Origin of the sequence: Mobilicoccus pelagius NBRC 104925, from assembly GCF_000247995.1 — a bacterium.
GTDB classification, from domain to species: Bacteria; Actinomycetota; Actinomycetes; order Actinomycetales; family Dermatophilaceae; genus Mobilicoccus; species Mobilicoccus pelagius.
In genome coordinates this window covers 25,507-41,740 of the sequence record NZ_BAFE01000013.1, presented here as the reverse complement: position 1 = coordinate 41,740, position 16,234 = coordinate 25,507, and the positions used below count along the sequence as shown (strand labels likewise).

The 16,234-nt window shown below is 72.4% G+C and carries 12 protein-coding genes; 6 read left to right on the top strand and 6 right to left on the bottom strand.

Going from position 1 to position 16,234, the window contains the following annotated elements:
• The first annotated feature begins 57 nt into the window (after window positions 1-57).
• Window positions 58-1,314 (top strand): 23S rRNA (adenine(2503)-C(2))-methyltransferase RlmN, encoded by a 1,257-nt coding sequence (gene rlmN, locus MOPEL_RS03060; protein WP_009481391.1) that lies wholly within the window; start codon window positions 58-60, stop codon window positions 1,312-1,314.
• 244 nt (window positions 1,315-1,558) lie between these two features.
• Here the strand turns inward: rlmN and MOPEL_RS03055 are convergent, their stop codons facing one another.
• Window positions 1,559-2,659 carry an LOG family protein gene (locus MOPEL_RS03055; protein ID WP_009481390.1) on the bottom strand — a complete coding sequence of 367 codons (1,101 nt, stop codon included), beginning with the start codon at window positions 2,657-2,659 and terminating at the stop codon, window positions 1,559-1,561.
• A 609-nt stretch (window positions 2,660-3,268) separates the two neighbouring features.
• Here MOPEL_RS03055 and MOPEL_RS15675 point away from each other — a divergent pair.
• Both MOPEL_RS15675 and MOPEL_RS03045 read left to right on the top strand, forming a co-directional pair.
• Window positions 3,269-3,745 (top strand): hypothetical protein, encoded by a 477-nt coding sequence (locus MOPEL_RS15675; protein ID WP_009481389.1) that lies wholly within the window; start codon window positions 3,269-3,271, stop codon window positions 3,743-3,745.
• A gap of 351 nt (window positions 3,746-4,096) precedes the next feature.
• Entirely contained in the window at window positions 4,097-5,998 is a 1,902-nt protein-coding gene (locus MOPEL_RS03045) for a propionyl-CoA synthetase (protein ID WP_009481388.1), read from the top strand.
• Window positions 5,999-6,147: 149 nt separating this feature from the next.
• On the opposite strand, the gene MOPEL_RS03040 is transcribed toward MOPEL_RS03045, so the two are convergent.
• The 3 genes from MOPEL_RS03040 to MOPEL_RS15670 are packed head-to-tail and all read right to left on the bottom strand — an operon-like array spanning window position 6,148 to window position 9,421.
• On the bottom strand, window positions 6,148-7,392 hold the full coding sequence (locus MOPEL_RS03040) for an ABC transporter permease (RefSeq protein ID WP_009481387.1): 1,245 nt from the start codon (window positions 7,390-7,392) through the stop codon (window positions 6,148-6,150).
• A complete protein-coding gene (locus tag MOPEL_RS03035) occupies window positions 7,389-8,312 on the bottom strand; it encodes an ABC transporter ATP-binding protein (protein ID WP_009481386.1) in 924 nt (307 codons plus the stop codon). Before MOPEL_RS03035 ends, MOPEL_RS03040 begins: the two co-directional genes overlap by 4 nt.
• A complete protein-coding gene (locus MOPEL_RS15670) occupies window positions 8,309-9,421 on the bottom strand; it encodes an efflux RND transporter periplasmic adaptor subunit (protein WP_009481385.1) in 1,113 nt (370 codons plus the stop codon). The genes MOPEL_RS03035 and MOPEL_RS15670 overlap by 4 nt, the downstream gene beginning before the upstream one ends.
• A gap of 284 nt (window positions 9,422-9,705) precedes the next feature.
• On the opposite strand from MOPEL_RS15670, the gene MOPEL_RS03020 reads away from it, so the two are divergent.
• On the top strand, window positions 9,706-11,151 hold the full coding sequence (locus tag MOPEL_RS03020) for a gamma-aminobutyraldehyde dehydrogenase (protein ID WP_009481384.1): 1,446 nt from the start codon (window positions 9,706-9,708) through the stop codon (window positions 11,149-11,151).
• Window positions 11,152-11,245: 94 nt separating this feature from the next.
• On the opposite strand, the gene MOPEL_RS03015 is transcribed toward MOPEL_RS03020, so the two are convergent.
• Window positions 11,246-12,001, bottom strand: coding sequence for an amino acid ABC transporter ATP-binding protein (locus MOPEL_RS03015; protein ID WP_040632653.1), 756 nt, complete (start codon window positions 11,999-12,001; stop codon window positions 11,246-11,248).
• Window positions 11,998-12,207, bottom strand: a complete 210-nt coding sequence (locus MOPEL_RS17040) for a hypothetical protein (protein WP_009481382.1) — start codon at window positions 12,205-12,207, stop codon at window positions 11,998-12,000. Before MOPEL_RS17040 ends, MOPEL_RS03015 begins: the two co-directional genes overlap by 4 nt.
• A 615-nt stretch (window positions 12,208-12,822) precedes the next feature.
• Between MOPEL_RS17040 and MOPEL_RS03010 the strand changes: the two genes are divergently transcribed.
• Window positions 12,823-14,334, top strand: a complete 1,512-nt coding sequence (locus MOPEL_RS03010; RefSeq protein WP_009481381.1) for a serine hydrolase domain-containing protein — start codon at window positions 12,823-12,825, stop codon at window positions 14,332-14,334.
• 621 nt (window positions 14,335-14,955) lie between these two features.
• Window positions 14,956-16,224, top strand: a complete 1,269-nt coding sequence (gene dxr / locus MOPEL_RS03000) for a 1-deoxy-D-xylulose-5-phosphate reductoisomerase (protein WP_009481379.1) — start codon at window positions 14,956-14,958, stop codon at window positions 16,222-16,224.
• Window positions 16,225-16,234 lie beyond the last annotated feature (10 nt).

Here is a 16,234-nt window from a genome sequence, read left to right as displayed (position 1 = left end):
CTGAGCGGTGCGCCGCCGGGCGGGTCCACCGCTCTTCTTCCACCCTCGAGGAGTCCTGTGTCCGAGTCGTCGTCGTCCCCGGTCCGCGTCCGGCTGGAACGCCGCCGCCCGCCTCGCGGGCAGGTGACGTTCTCCCCGCCGGGCAACCCGATGCCGCCGACGCATCTCGCCGACCTCGACATGCCGGATCGCGTCGACGCCGCGAAGGCGTTGGGGGTGCCGGGCTTCCGCGCGAAGCAGGTCTCTCGGCACTACTTCGTCGGCCACACGAGCGACCCCGCGGCGATGACGGATCTTCCCGCCGCCGGCCGTGAGGACCTCGTCGGGGCTCTCCTGCCGTCGCTGCTCGAACCGGTGCGTCACCTGCACGCCGACGGGGGCGCGACGATCAAGTCGGTGTGGCGACTCCACGACGGTGCGCTCGTCGAGTCGGTCCTCATGCGGTACCCGCGACGCGCGACGGTGTGTATATCCAGCCAGGCCGGCTGCGGGATGAACTGCCCCTTCTGCGCCACGGGCCAGGAGGGCTTCACGCGCAACCTCTCGACGGCGGAGATCGTGGGACAGGTCGTCGAGGCCTCCCGGATGCTCGCGGAGGGGCACGTCGAGCCGGGGTCGGCGGAGTACGCCGACGCGGACGGCGACGCCGAGGTCGGCGCGTTCGACAGCCCCGACGCCGACGAGCACGGGGGAGAGCACCAGCACGAGGGCCCGGCCCGCGTGAGCAACGTCGTCTTCATGGGGATGGGCGAAGCGCTCGTCAACTACAGGCGGGCGATCGCCGCGATCCGCCGCATGGTGGCGCCCGCGCCGGAGGGGCTCGGCATGTCGGCGCGTGGCATCACGATGTCGACCGTCGGCCTCGTGCCCGGCATCGACCGTCTCGCGGCGGAGGGCATCCCCGTGACGCTCGCGCTCAGCCTCCACGCCCCCGACGACGAGCTCCGCGACGAACTGGTCCCCATCAACACGCGTTACTCCGTCGACGAGGCGCTCGACGCCGCACGTCGGTACTTCGACGCGACCGGGCGGCGGGTCTCCATCGAGTACGCGCTCATCCGCGACATGAACGACCAGGCCTGGCGCGCCGATCTCCTCGGCGAGAAGCTCACGGCCCGCGGCAAGGGGTGGGTGCACGTCAACCCCATCCCGCTCAACCCGACCCCGGGCAGCAAGTGGACGGCCTCGCGGCCCGGCGTCATGCAGCAGTTCGTCGAGCGGCTGCGCGCCCACGGCGTGCCGACGACGGTGCGCGACACCCGCGGCAGCGACATCGACGGCGCCTGCGGACAGCTCGCGGCCGCGACGGCCTGACGGCCCAGGCGCCGGTAGCGCCGTCGTCCCGCCGGGTCCGGTCCTGCGCCGTACCCCGCTGTGCCCCGTCCCGGGCGGCTTCCGAGGGCCCGACGCCTGTCGGCCCCAGGACGTTCGCTCGACGCCGACCGGCTCGACGACATGGTGCCGGGTGCCGGGTGCCGGGTGCCGGGTGCCGGGTGCCGGGGCGGAGCACTCACGTGCCTCGACACCACGGACGGGCCGAGGTCGCACGCGAACGGCGTCAGCGGGATGCGGTGACGATCTCCGCGGCCTCGCCGAGGTCGTCGACGAGGTGGAGGACGTCCGCGACGGGGCGTCCGGCCGACAGGCCTCGCAGCGCGTCCCACACGGGGACGGTGCGGGTCCAGTGCTCGACGTCGACGAGGACGAGCGGTGCGAGGGGGACGTCGGGGTCGGCGTAGTAGCGGGGCGTCACCGACTGGAAGATCTCCTGCACCGTGCCCGCCGCGCCGGGGAGGACGACGATCCCGGCGGTGCATCGCGAGAGGAGCCCGTCCTCGCGCACGGCATTGGAGAAGAACTTCGCGACGTGGTCGCAGAACACGTTCGGGGGTTCGTGACCGTAGAACCACGTGGGGATGCCGACGGACGTCGTGGGGGTCGCGGCGGGGCGGCGCGCGCGGAGCTCGGCGCATACCTCGAGACCGAGCGCGGCCCAGGCGCCGATGTCGGGCACGAACGAGGGGACCTCGGCGAGATGACGAAGGGCGTCGGTGAGGGCGTCGGGGTCCGGGGCGAAGGCGCCGAGGTTGGCCGCCTCCATCGCGCCCGGCCCGCCGCCGGTGGCGACGACGAGGCCGTGGCGTGCAAGGCCGTGGGCGAGCGCGGCGGCGTCGGCGTAGGCGGAGTCGTCGCGGCGCAGTGCGTGCCCGCCCATGATGCCGACGACGCCCTGGCCCTCGAGCACCTCGTCGAGCGCGTCGTCCATCGCGACGTCGTGCGTGGCGCGGAGGACGGCGACGTACGCGTCGTGACGCAGGTGGGCGGACCTGCTCCACGCGTAGGCGCGGGCGTCGGGCGTCGCGTCGTACCCGTCGACGGTGAGCCCGGCGTAGAGCTCGTCCGGGGTGTAGAGGCGCCCCCGGTACGGGTCGACGGGGGTGTGCGGCGCAGGCGGCAGGACGACGGCCCCGTTGCGGGTGAGGTGACGGGCCAGCGGCATGGGGAGGCGCCCGCCGAGGACGACGAGGCCCTCGAGGTCGTCCCGCCCGGTGAGGAGCGAGGCGTCCTCGGTGAGGTCGAGACCCTGGAGACGCAGGCGCCCCAGCGGCACGCCTGCGTCGAGTGCCGCCCGCAGGGCCTCGATCGACTCGATGTCCATGCCCGCATGATGCCGAACGGAGGGCCCTGAGGGCACGACGACCGGTGGAGGAGGCCGCGGGGGCACGGCATGCGACCAAGGGCGTTCGGCCCCCGGGGGCGGGCCTGGGCGCAGGGGCGGGAGCACACGGGAGGTCGGGGCGCGGACCGGGGAGCTGCAGCCAGGAGGACGCGCCGTGTGTGGGGCGGGGGACGGGGTGGGGGAGTCGCGCCGGGTGGTGTCGGCGCTCCACGGGGAGGCGCAGGGCGTGTCGGGAGTCCGCCGGGAGGGGGCGTCGCGGATGCCCCCACGGGGCGTGGCGCGGGCCGTGTCGGGTGGGTGCCGGGGTGTTCCGAGTGCTCCGGAGTGTCCGGACGAAGGCGATGACGCGGTCGGGACGGACGTCCGGACGGCGGACGCGACATGGTCGCGGCGGTCGATCCGACGGGTCGGTGAAGGGGCGGGAACGAGCAGGTCACGGGGCGTGTCCAGCCGGTGACGCGAACGTCACCGAGTTGTGATCCGGTGGGCACCTCTTCCGCTTCCCGCCGCCCCGCGGAGGGGGGAGGATAGGGGTGTTCGCGGGGTCGGGGGCCGCCCTCGCTGGGGACGTGACGGAAGAAGGACATCATGCGCGCACACCGCATCCTCGCGACGGGTCTCGTCGCGCTGCTGCTGGCGGGGCCGGCGACCGTGGCCGGCGAGGCGGAGGCGGCGACGCAGCGTTCGACCACGACGACGACCACGACGGCCACGACGACGGCCACGACGGCATCCCGGTACCGCGTCGTCCGTGCTGCGAAGGTGCGGCGGCACGCGGCGCGGCCCGCGCCGTCGACGCTCACGAGCATCACCCGGGCGGTCCACCGCAGCGAGTACACCGCCGGGGTGCCCGCCTCGTCCTACTCCGTCACCGGGCTGCGCACGAGCGGATCGTGGGCGCGGGTCGTCCTCGCGCCGCACAGGCCGGCCGACCTCGACGCGGCGACCGTCGTCCTGCGTCGCACGAAGGGGCAGTGGCGGGTCGTCGACCTCGGCACCTACGGGGTCGGATGCGACGTCACGTCCGCGGCCACGCAGAAGGCGCTGCGCCTCGAGTGCGACTGAGGGCCGAGAACTCCGGGATGACGAGTTGACGGCGGTGCATCCCGGTGAGTCCACACGTTCGACGTGATGGGCCTCGACGGCCGGCGTGGGAACAGGGGCCCGCGCCGGCCGTTCGCCGTCTTGCGGGGACGCGCGTACCGGCCGATCCGGGGCCGGGGCGTCCAGGTCGGCCGAGCCTCGTCGGTCCTCGTGCGCCCTCGGCTCACGGCTCTCATGGCTCTCACGGCCCGGGGACCGTCGTGGGCTCTCGTCGCCCTCGGCCGTGATCGCCCGGGGCCCTCCCCGGGCCGGTGGTCGGATCGGTGGGTGCGTTGTCGCCCGCCGCCGCGGTGCACAGGGGAGGATGACCCCATGAGCAACGGCGCCTACCGAGCACTCCACGACAGAAGCAGCGCGGACCCGGCAGGGTTCTGGGCCGAGGCCGCCCAGGGCGTGGACTGGATCCGTCCCCCGAAGACCGGCCTCGACGACTCCCGTCCGCCGTTCTACCGCTGGTTCTCCGACGGAACCCTCAACACCTGCTACAACGCCCTCGACCGCCACGTGATCGCCGGCCGTGCCGACCAGGCGGCGCTGCACTACGAGAGCCCCGTGACGGGCACCTCCCGCAGCTACACGTACGCCGAACTCCTCGAGAAGGTCGCGAAGTTCGCGGGCGTGCTGCGCACCCTCGGTGTCGAGAAGGGGGACCGGGTCGTCATCTACATGCCGATGGTGCCGGAGGCCGTCATCGCGATGCTCGCGACGGCGCGTCTCGGTGCGATCCACTCGGTCGTGTTCGGCGGGTTCGCGCCGGCGGAGCTCGCGGCCCGTATCGAGGACGCGGTACCCAAGGTGGTCGTCGCGGCGTCGTGCGGCATCGAGCCCTCCCGCACGGTCCCGTACAAGCCGTTCCTCGACCAGGCGATCGACCGGTCGAGCCACAAGCCGGAGCGATGCGTCATCCTCCAGCGCGAGCAGGTCACGGCCGAGATGACCGAGCGCGACGTCGACTGGGTCGAGATGATGAAGTCCGACGCGATCCAGCCGGCCGAGTGCGTCGAGGTCGCCGCCACCGACCCGCTCTACGTGCTCTACACCTCCGGCACCACGGGCAAGCCCAAGGGCATCGTGCGCGACAACGGCGGCCACGCCGTCGCGTTGACGTGGTCGATGCCCAACCTGTACGGCATCCGGCCGGGCGAGGTGTTCTGGACGGCGAGCGACGTCGGCTGGGTCGTCGGCCACTCCTACATCGTCTACGCGCCGCTGCTCGCGGGCGCGACGACGATCGTCTACGAGGGCAAGCCGGTCGGCACCCCCGACGCGGGCGCGTTCTGGCGAGTGGTCGAGAAGTACGAGGTGGTGTCGTTGTTCACGGCACCGACGGCGATCCGGGCCATCAAGAAGGAGGACCCGAACGCCGAAGAGCTGAAGAAGTACGACGTCTCCAGCCTGCGGCGGCTCTTCCTCGCCGGTGAGCGTCTCGACCCCGAGACGTACAAGTGGGCGAGCGAGGTGCTCGGTATCCCGGTCATCGACAACTGGTGGCAGACGGAGACGGGCTGGCCCATCGCGACCAACCCCGTCGGCATCGAGGAGCTGCCCATCAAGCCGGGGTCGCCCACCGTGCCGACGCCGGGTTACGACGTGCAGGTGCTCGACGAGCAGGGTCAGCAGGTGCCGCCCGGCGCCGAGGGTTCGATCGCGATCAAGCTCCCCATGCCGCCCGGCACCCTGCCGACGCTGTGGAACGACGACGACCGTTACGTGTCGTCCTACCTCTCGGCGTACGACGGCTACTACCTCACCGGTGACGGCGGCTACATCGACGAGGACGGCTACGTCTACGTCATGGGCCGCACCGACGACGTCCTCAACGTCGCCGGCCACCGACTGTCCACGGGGTCGATCGAGGCCGCGATCGCGGGCCATCCGGCCGTCGCCGAGTGCGCCGTCATCGGCGTCGCCGACCAGATGAAGGGCCAGATCCCGCGCGCGTTCGTCGTGCTCAAGTCCGGCTCCGGCATCGAGACCGAGGAGGACACCGAGCGTCTCGGCAAGGAGCTCGTCCAGCGCGTCCGCGACGAGGTCGGCGCCGTCGCCGCCCTCAAGCTCGTCGACGTCGTCGTCGCGCTGCCGAAGACGCGCTCGGGCAAGATCCTGCGCAAGACCATGCGTCAGATCGCCGACGGCCAGGAGGCCATGGTGCCCAGCACCATCGAGGACCCGAGCGTCCTCGACACCCTGCGCCCGGTGCTCCGCAAGGACTGACCGTCCCGCGCCTCTCCGCGAGCGAGGAGAGCCCCCGCCCCGAGTCCGGGTGCGGGGGCTCTCGCGTGTCGGTCGCCGTCGGTGACCGTCGGACGTCATCGGTCGACATCGGTTCTCGTGGCCGACTCGGTGGGGCGTCGGCGTCGTGCTCAGGCGCGGATGGCGTCGATGACCTTGACGCGGGTGGCGATGAGGGCGGGGACGATCCCGGCGAGGGCGCCGACCCCGATCGCTGCGAGGAGGCCGGTGACGACGGCCGAGACGGGGAACGGTGGCAGGTCGACGAGACCGGTCTGGGCGAACCACCGCTGGACGAACGGTGCCCGGACGAGCGCGACGGCGGCGGTGACGCCGATGAGACCCGCGACGGTCGTCGCGACGACGGACTCCATGAGGACACCGACGAAGATCCGCGCGCCGGTCGCCCCGTAGGAGCGCCTGATCCCGATCTCCCGCATGCGGTGGCGCACGGTGACGAGCGAGATGTTGACGAGGCCCATCGCGCCGAGGAGGAGGACGACGCCCGCGACGGCGGCGATGGCCCACGTCACCTTGTCGAAGCCCATGTCCTCGAGGGAGAGGCCCATCGACTGCGCCTCGATCGGCCCACCGGGCACGGTGCGGAGCTGGGCGCGCAGCTGGGACGTCGCCTCGTCGGCGACCTCGGGCGGTACCCAGGCGACGTAGCTGCGTTGGAGGACGGCGGATTCGGCGCCGGGGACCTGGGCGAGCGCGCCGCTCGGCACGAAGGCGGTGAGCATCCCGTCCGGCTCCTCGCCCGGTCGATGCGGGAGGACGCCGACGACGACCATCTCGACACGATGCCCGGCCGCCCCACCGGTCGTGCCGGAGCCGCCGGAGGGGGACACCCCGTAGGAGACGAGCGTGGCCGTGCCGAGCGGCGGGCGGCCGAGCCTCTCGTAGAGCTCGTCGTCGACGACGATCGCGGGCGCGAGGCGGTCCTCGTCGCTGCGGGCGAGCCACCGGCCGAGGGCGGGGCGGATGCGGTACATGTCGGCCCAGGACGGGTCGACGGCGTTGACGTCGACGGGGAACACGCCGTTGCGGGTCTGGACGCGCATCGAGACCTGGGCCGTGCGGGAGCGTTGCGTCATGCCGAGCCGGTCGAGGGTCTGCAGCACGGCGTCGTCGCGACGTCGGGCCTCACCGGCGTCGTTCACGGTGCCCGTGGGTTGGAGCTGGAGCACCGCCGAGCGTCCCATGTCCCGTTCGAGGGACTGCTGGAGGGCACCGCTCAACATGCCGCCGGCGCCGAGGACGCCCGTCATCGCGAACACCGAGAGCGCGACGCCGATGAGCGAGAGGAGCACGCGGCCCTTGTTGACGCGCAGCTCGCCGTAGGCCTCGACGATCGAGGCGAGGAACCCCGTCACCGCTGCACCTCCGGCCCGATCGAGGTCGAGGTCGTGCTCGCCTCGCCGACGGCCGCACGGTGGGCGCGGATCCCGCCCGTGCCCGCGAGGGCGGCGCCGGCGTGGTCGACGTCGACGTCGTGGAGGACGCCGCCGTCGAGGAGGTAGGTGCGGCGGGAGAGCGCGGCGACCTGGAGGTCGTGGGTGATCGTCACGAGGGCGGCGTCGGACTCGCGGGCGATCTCGTCGAGGAGTGCCATGACGGCCTCGCCGGTGGTGACGTCGAGGGCGCCGGTGGGTTCGTCGGCGAGGATGAGCCGGGGGCGACGCACGAGGGCGCGGGCGACGGCGACACGCTGCTGCTCGCCGCCGGAGAGACGCCCCGGTTTTTGCTCGGCCCGGTCGGCGAGTCCGACGCGGTCGAGCATCTCCATCGCGGCGCGTCGTCGGTTCCAGAACTGGCGGGCGTCGCCGTAGAGCATCGGCATCATGACGTTCTCGAGGGCGGTGCGGCCTGGCAGGAGGTTGAACTGCTGGAAGACGAACCCGATGGAACGCCCCCGCAGGCGGGCCCGCCGGGAGTCGCGCATGCGGGCGACGTCCTGCCCGTCGAGGAGGAGCTCGCCCGAGGTCTGCCGGTCGATGAGGCCGAGGAGGTTCATGAGCGTCGTCTTGCCCGAGCCGGAGCGGCCGACGATCGCGATGTGATCGCGGGGGTGCACGCGGAGGTCGATGCCGCGGAGGATGTGGAGTGTCTCCCGGTTGGGGAGCGGCACCTCGCGGGTGACCCCCGACATCTCGAGCAGCGGCGTGGCCGCCTCGACCGTCGGGAGGCCCGCGTCGGTGGTCTCACGGGAAGTGCCGACGGGGGCGTCCGGGGCAGGGCCGAACGGGTCGAACGGTCCGGCGGGGGAGTCCGGCTCCGGGGCGACGTGACTCACCAGCCCGCTCCGCCCGGGCCGTTCTGCGCCTCGGGGTTGTCGACGCCGGGGACGAACCGGAGGACCTCCTGGCCCTGCTTGAGACCGGAGACGACCTGGACGACGTCCTCGCCGCGCAGGCCGAGCCGCACGGGGTGTCGGGTCGGCTCGCCGCCGTCGCCGACGAGGTAGACGGCCCCGTCGTCGGTCGTCCCCTCGACCGCGGTGGTGGGGACGACGAGCGTCTTCTTGGCGGAACCGAGGTCGACGCCGATCGTCACGGCGAGGCCCGGTACGACCTTCGTGCCGTCGGGGATCGCGCAGCGGAGGCTCGCGGCGGAAGTGGTGCTCTCCATCGGCATCCCCGTCATCGGGTCGACCTGTGGGGCGGCGGGCTGCTGGGCGTCGGCGGCCTCGGGGTCGTCCTCCTCGATGCCGGTCGAGGTGCAGGAGACGGGCGTCCGCGTCCCGGGGATGGTGGCCTTCGCCTGGACGGTGCGGCCGAGGAGCTGGAGCTGCTGCTCGGGGGTGAGATCGGCGGTGGCGGAGTACGTGCCGGGGGAGAGAGTGGCGACGGTGTCGCCCGAGGCGAGGCTCTGGCCGGTCGTCGCCGTGAGCCCGCGCACCGTGCCCGACGCCGGGGCGTGGAGCGTGTGGTAGGTGAACTGCGGTGCGGCCGCGGGCGCCGCGACGGGTGCAGCGGCAGGGGCTCCCGCCGCCGACCCTGCTGCTGATCCTGCGGGAGCGCCCGACGGGGCGGGGGCGGCCGGTGCGGGAGCGTCGACGGGGTCGACCTCGCGGGGGACCTTGACCTGGAGGATGCGGGCGCCCTTGTCGACGTGGTCGCCGTTCTTCACCCAGACGGCGACGACCTCGCCCGCGGTCGTCGCCTTGACGACGCGTCCGGTGTCGGGACGCACCGTGCCGGGGAGGGACAACGTCGAGGCGACGTCCGCGCGCCGGACGGCGACGGTGGAGTCCTCGGCGAGGGCGGCGGCCGGCGCAGCGGTGTCCTGGGGCCCGGCCGCGGAGGCGTCGGAGAAGAATGCCACCTTCGCGAGCGACGCGGCGATCACGCCGAACACGAGCATCCAGATGAGGGGAAAGACGTACCGCCGCACGGTCTCCACGCGCTACCGACTCCTTCGTCACGAGCGCGTGTGATCGCGCCACCCGTGCAGTCTGTCGCTTCCACGCCCGCAGCACATCCGACCTGAGTCGGACACGCCGTCATCCGCCGGTATGGACCTCGCCGACGAATCCTGCGGGGACGCGCCCCCGGGCCGCGGCCCACCCGATCGCGACGAGACGGCGCGAAGCGGCGACCTGGCACCGTCCGGTCGGTACAGTGCCCGGTGTCAGGCGTCGGACGGGCCGTCCTCGGCCCGGCGCCCACGAGACGAAGGAGTCCTCCATGACGCAGAACCCCCGCGTGCTCAAGAACTTCGTCGGCGGAGCGTTCGTCGACGCCGAGACCGACGAGCGGATCGAGGTGCGCAGCCCCGTGACGGGGGAGGTCGTCGCCACGTCGCCGCGGTCGACCGCAGCCGACGTCGACCGCGCCTACACCGCCGCGTCGGAGGCGTTCGAGGGCTGGGCCGACACGACGCCGTCCGAACGTCAGGCCGCCCTCCTCAAGTTCGCCGACGCCCTCGAGGAGCACGGCGACGAGCTCGTCAGGCTCGAGGCCGAGAACACCGGCAAGCCCTACGCGCTCACCGCGAGCGAGGAGGTGCCGGTCATGGCCGACCAGGTCCGTTTCTTCGCGGGTGCCGCCCGCATCCTCGAAGGCCGCGGCAGCGCCGAGTACATGGCCGGTCACACCTCGTGGATCCGCCGCGAGCCCATCGGAGTCGTCGGCCAGGTCACGCCGTGGAACTACCCGATGATGATGGCCGTCTGGAAGTTCGCGCCCGCGCTCGCCGCCGGCAACACCGTCGTCCTCAAGCCGAGCGACACGACACCCGAGACGACGCTCCGCATGGCGGAGATCGCTGCCGAGTTCCTCCCCGCCGGCGTCTTCAACGTCGTCGCCGGCGACCGCGACACCGGCCGCGCCCTCGTCGAGCACGCCACCCCGCAGATGGTCTCCATCACCGGCTCCGTGCGGGCCGGTATGCAGGTCGCCGAGACCGCCGCGAAGGACGTCAAGCGCGTCCACCTCGAGCTCGGCGGCAAGGCGCCGGTCGTCGTCTTCGACGACGCCGACCTCGAGGCCGCCATCGAGGGCATCGGCACCGCCGGCTACTTCAATGCCGGCCAGGACTGCACCGCCGCCACCCGCGTCCTCGTCCAGCAGGGCCTCCACGACGAGTTCGTCGCCGCCCTCGGCGAGTTCGCGAAGAACGCCGTCGTCGGCCTCCCGGCGAACGACGACGCCCTCCTCGGCCCCGTGAACAACGGCAACCAGCTCGACCACGTCACCGGGTTCCTCGACCGCCTGCCCGACCACGCCCGCCTCGTCGGCGGCGACCGGATGACCGGCGAGTTCGAGGGCGGCTACTACCTGCGCCCCGCCGTCGTCTCCGGTCTGCAGCAGGATGACGAGGTCGTCCAGAACGAGATCTTCGGCCCCGTCATCACCGTCCAGTCCTTCACCGACGAGGCCGAGGCCCTCCGCTACGCCAATGGCGTGCAGTACGGTCTCGCGAGCAGCGTGTGGAGCCGCGACTTCGGCCGCGCCATGCGGATGAGCCGCAAGCTCGACTTCGGCTGCGTGTGGATCAACACCCACATCCCGCTCGTCGCCGAGATGCCCCACGGCGGGTTCAAGCACTCCGGCTACGGCAAGGACCTCTCGATGTACGGGTTCGAGGACTACACCCGCATCAAGCACGTCATGGCGAACATCGAGTCCTGACGCCTCGAGTCCTGACGCGTCGGTTCACGCGAACGGGCGGCCTCTCCACCGCTGGGGTGGAGAGGCCGCCCGTTCGCGTGGGAGGCCGTCTGCCTCAGCGGGGGAGGATCTTGCCGAGGAACTCCTTCGCCCGCTCGCTGCGCGGGTTCGTGAAGAACGTCTCGGGATCGGTGTCCTCGACGATCGCGCCGTCGACCATGAACACGATGCGGTCGGCCGCACGCCGGGCGAACCCCATCTCGTGGGTGACGACGAGCATCGTCATGCCCGACTCGGCGAGATCGGTCATCGCGTCGAGGACCTCGCTGATCATCTCCGGGTCCAGCGCCGAGGTGGGCTCGTCGAAGAGCATGATCTTGGGGTCCATCGCGAGCGCGCGGGCGATCGCGACCCGCTGCTGCTGACCGCCGGACAGCTGGGCGGGCATCGCATCGGCGTGGTCGAGCATGCCGACGCGCGCGAGGCGGTGGCGTGCCTGCTCCTCGGCCTCGGCCCTCGGGCGCCGCCGCACCTTGACCGGTCCGTACATGACGTTCTCCAGGACCGTCATGTCGGCGAACAGGTTGAAGCTCTGGAACACCATGCCGAGATCGGCACGGAGGTCGGCGAGCCCCCGGTCGGTGGTGGGCAACGGTCGCCCGTCGATCGTGATCGAGCCGGAGTCGATGGGCGTCAGCCCGTTGACGGTGTGACACAGCGTCGACTTGCCCGCGCCCGAGGGGCCCAGCAGGACGACGACCTCACCGGCGTGGATGGTGAGATCGACGTCCTTGAGGACGTGGAGATCCCCGAAGTGCTTGTCGACGTGCTCGAGGACGACGAGGGGCCTCGCCGCCGACGTGGCCGTCAGCGTCCCGCCCGACGCGCGCGGGCCTCCGCCGACTTGCGGCGACGCTCCTCGTGAAGGCGCTCCATGGGGTCCTCCTCGCCCAGCTGGGCGGGGCCGAAGAAGGTCATCGCCAGCTTGCGGATGTTCCAACCGATGCGGTACCCGAGGCTGAGCCCCTCGTCCTTGGCCATGTCGTCCTTCTCCTCGCCGAACTCCTCGTCGAACAATGGTGCTGCCAGGCTACCCGCGGGGCCCGCCCCGTGAGCGTGGACCGTGGGGAGAGCTCCGCCCCGTTCCCCGTGTCGGTCCCGCGAGGCCTCCGGCCGTCTCCGGTGTGACGGGCGCGGGTCGGCGTCCTCGTGCGGTCGTGGGGGACACCGCAGGACACGTGTCCGCATGATGGATTCGTATCTCACAATATGGACGGTATCGACGTGGCCCGACGGCGCTGTGCCACCGTGAGGACACGGCGTGAGAACGCCCCACCCGAGCCCGTGGCGCGGCAACCCCGCAGCCCTCGCGACTCCACCGGTGAACCTCCCGGTGTCCGTGGTGGAACCGTGACCGCACGGCGGCCCTCCGCGGGCTGCCACGTGAATGCCTCGAGGAGTTCGACATGACCGACGAACAGCGCGACTTCCAGCGGGCCCTGCAGGAGACGATGGATCTTCGCGACCAGGGTCGCTGACGAGACGACACACCCGGAGGGGGCCGGAGCCGTGAGGCGCCGGCCCCCTCCGGCATGTCCGCGACCTGAACACTCCACGCGACGCCGCGTCCTCGACCCGGCGTGATCCGGCGAAACGGGAACGTGTCACGAGACCCGCGGGCACGATGGGGGGATGACCACGACCCCCGACGACGTCCGCGCCACCACCCCCTCCCGCGAGCGGTTGCTCACGGCCGTCCGCGACTCCGCCGAGGCGCTCACCGCCTGGGTCGACCTCCGCCGCCGACAGCTGCGGGTGCCCGGGGTGCAGGTGTGCATCCGGGTGGGGGAGGGGATCGGGGTGTCGGCGGCGTTCGGCAGCGCCGACGTCGAGAACGACGTCCCGCTCACGACGCGCCATCTCTTCCGCGTCGCCTCGCACTCGAAGACGTTCACGGCGACGGCGGCGATGCAGCTGCGCGAGGACGGGGTGCTCGGCCTCGACGACCGTGTCGCCCGTTGGGTGCCGGAGCTCGCCGACCACGCCCTCGGGTCCGTCACGGTGCGTGAGCTCCTCGGGCACCAGGCCGGCATCGTCCGTGACGGCGAGGACGCCGACTTCTGGCAGCACCTCGGCGACTTCCCGACGGTCGAGGAGCTCCTCGCGCGACTCCCGGGGGAGGGGCGGGTCCTCGAGCCGAACACACACTTCAAGTACACGAACGTCGGGTACAGCCTGCTCGGCATCGTCGTCGCGCGCGCCGCGGGCAGCTCCTACGAAGAGGCCGTGCGCTCGCGGATCCTCGACCCTCTCGGCCTCTCCCGCGTCCACGTCGACATCGACGACGTGCCCACCGAGGAGTGCGCGTGGGGCCACTCCGGTCTTTTCGGGCGGGACGAGGACGAGCCGCCGTTCGTGCTCGCGAACCCCTCGACGTTCGGCATGGCCCCGGCGACGGGGTTCGTCGCGTGCGCCGAGGACCTCTCCGCCTACGCCGCCGCGCACGCCCTCGGCGACGACCGGCTCCTCACCGACGCGAGCAAGCGCCTCATGCAGCGAGACGAGTCGATCCTGGTCGTCGACGGCAAGGAGCAGGGGCGGTACGGCCTCGGCCTCATCCTCGACGAGATCGGCGGACGCCGGATCGTCGGCCACTCCGGCGGTTTCCCCGGCTTCATCACCCGTACGCTCGTCGACCCGGTCACCGGGCTCGTCGTCTGTGTCCTCACCAACCAGACGGGCGGCCCCGCGGCCGAACTCGCGACGGGGCTCCTCAAGCTCATCGACCTCGCCGCGCGGGAGGCGATGCCGACCGACGACGAGGCCGCCGCCCGCTCCCTGCCCGCCGGTGCGCCCCTCGGGTCGGCCCCGCAGGACGCCGCCGCGGCGGGCATCGATCCGGAGAGCTTCACCGGCCGGTTCGTGTGCTCGTGGGGCTACCTCGACATCCGGATGCTCGGTGACCGCCTCGTCGCGTACTCCCCGGACTCCCCGGACCCGACGTTCGAGCACCAGGATCTCCGCATCGTCGATGCCGACACCCTCACCGCCCGCCCGCAGGACGGGTTCGGGGCACCTGGGGAGTTGTGGCACGTCGCGCGCGACGACGCCGGTGCTCCCGTCGCGGTGCGCTCCGGCGGCGTCACCCAGTGGCGCGAGGAGGAGTTCTTTGCCCGCTACCGGCAGGACGCGGCACGCCGCTGACGACACTCGTCCCGAGGGTCGCCCTGCGTGGCCCCGGGGTGAGGTCGGCACCCACGGGCGAGAACGGAGGGCGATGGCCTCCTCCTCGCTCTCCACGTGGCGTCGCCACGAGTGTCGTCCTCCCCCTCGTGGTCTGCTTTCCGCTCATCCGGCTCTCGCGGTCGGTGATCGTGTGGCCGGGCAGCATCGACGTCGCTCACGAGGAGTGGTGGCTCACGAATGCCACGCGGCTCGACCGGTCCGAGCGTCTCCTGGGCGAAGACCTGATCCTGTTCGCCACGGTGTTGCCGTCGTTCGTGACGTGCGAGGACGTCGTGACCGTCCGCGCGGCCCACCGGGCGGGTGGAGAGCGGGACCCCGCCCAGTTCGGGGGCGGGGGTGCCCTGCTCCTGGCCGTGGTCGCGGTGGACCGCCAGGCGCGTCCGGAGCGGTCGGTACGACCCTCGCGACGACGTGGGCTCCCCCTCACGGGCCACCGCTGTGCCGTGAAGGCTCGGGCCGTCGCCCAGACCGGCCCCGCTCGGTCCGCAGAGAGGTGAACGGGCTTACCGAGCGGAGTCGGCGGACGCTCGGTGCAGGCTGGCCCGCCCGGTCGTCGGTGGCCTCTGCCACGATGTGGCCATGACGTCGACACCTGCACCGCACCCCACCGGATCCCCGCTCGCGCAGGGGGTGTCGGAGCCGGCGGTGACGGAGCGGCGTGACGTCGTCGTCCTCGGCTCGACGGGGTCGATCGGTACGCAGGCCCTCGAGATCTGCCGTCGACACCCCGAGCGGTACCGCGTCGTCGCCCTGTCGGCGGGCGGCAGCGACCTGGGGCTCCTCGCCCGTCAGGCCGCCGAGTTCGAGGTGCCGTTCGTCGCCGTCGCCCACGGCGAGGAGGACGAGCTGCGTTCCGCGATCCACGACGCCGAACGCGCGCTCGGACGCATGGGGGAGCCGGAGTTCGCGTTCGGGCCGCAGGCGAGCACCCTCGCCGCGATGCGCCCCGCCGACGTCGTCCTCAACGGCATCACCGGCTCCATCGGCCTCATGCCGACCCTCGCCGCGCTGGAGGCGGGCACGACCCTCGCGCTCGCGAACAAGGAGTCCCTCATCGTCGGCGGCGACCTCGTCACCGCCCGGGCCAGGCCGGGACAGATCGTGCCGGTCGACTCCGAGCACTCCGCCATCGCGCAGTCGCTTCGGGCGGGCACGGCGCGGGAGGTGCGGCGGCTCGTCGTCACGGCGAGCGGCGGGCCGTTCCGCGGACGCTCCCGGGCCGACCTCGCGCACGTGACCCCCGCCGAGGCGCTCACGCACCCCAACTTCGCGATGGGCAAGGTCATCACGACGAACTCCGCGACGCTCGTCAACAAGGGCCTCGAGGTCATCGAGGCGCACCTGCTCTTCGACGTGCCGATGGACCGCATCGACGTCGTCGTCCACCCACAGCAGATGATCCACTCGATGGTCGAGTTCCACGACGGCGCCGTGCTCGCCCAGATGGGTCTGCCCACGATGCTCGTCCCCATCGCCCTCGGCCTCTCGTGGCCCGAACGGCTCGTCGACGTCGAGACCCCCATCGACTGGAGTCGCGCGCAGGACTGGCGGTTCGAACCCGTCGACGGCGAGGCGTTCCCCGCGGTGCGTCTCGCGCGGCGCGTCGGCGAGGCGGGCGGCACGTTCCCCGCCGTGTACAACGCGGCCAACGAGGAGTGCGTCGAGGCGTTCCACGCCGGCGCGATCTCCTTCCTCGACATCGTCGACACGATCACCCGCGTCGTCGACGACTGGGAGGCCTCGCCCGACGTCGTCGACGACAAGACCCGTGCCCACGACGTCGAGACCGTCCTCGCCGCCGACACGTGGGCGCGGCGTCGCGCTCAGGCGGTTCTCGGCCTCGCCTGAGATCCTGGGA

What these genes read in the sequence shown, in the direction of transcription:
- MOPEL_RS03055 (WP_009481390.1), bottom strand. Translation starts at nt 2,659, where the DNA reads ATGGACATCGAGTCGATCGAGGCCCTGCGGGCGGCACTCGACGCAGGC.
- MOPEL_RS15675 (WP_009481389.1), top strand. Translation starts at nt 3,269, where the DNA reads ATGCGCGCACACCGCATCCTCGCGACGGGTCTCGTCGCGCTGCTGCTG.
- MOPEL_RS03045 (WP_009481388.1), top strand. Translation starts at nt 4,097, where the DNA reads ATGAGCAACGGCGCCTACCGAGCACTCCACGACAGAAGCAGCGCGGAC.
- MOPEL_RS03020 (WP_009481384.1), top strand. Translation starts at nt 9,706, where the DNA reads ATGACGCAGAACCCCCGCGTGCTCAAGAACTTCGTCGGCGGAGCGTTC.
- MOPEL_RS03010 (WP_009481381.1), top strand. Translation starts at nt 12,823, where the DNA reads ATGACCACGACCCCCGACGACGTCCGCGCCACCACCCCCTCCCGCGAG.
- dxr (WP_009481379.1), top strand. Translation starts at nt 14,956, where the DNA reads ATGACGTCGACACCTGCACCGCACCCCACCGGATCCCCGCTCGCGCAG.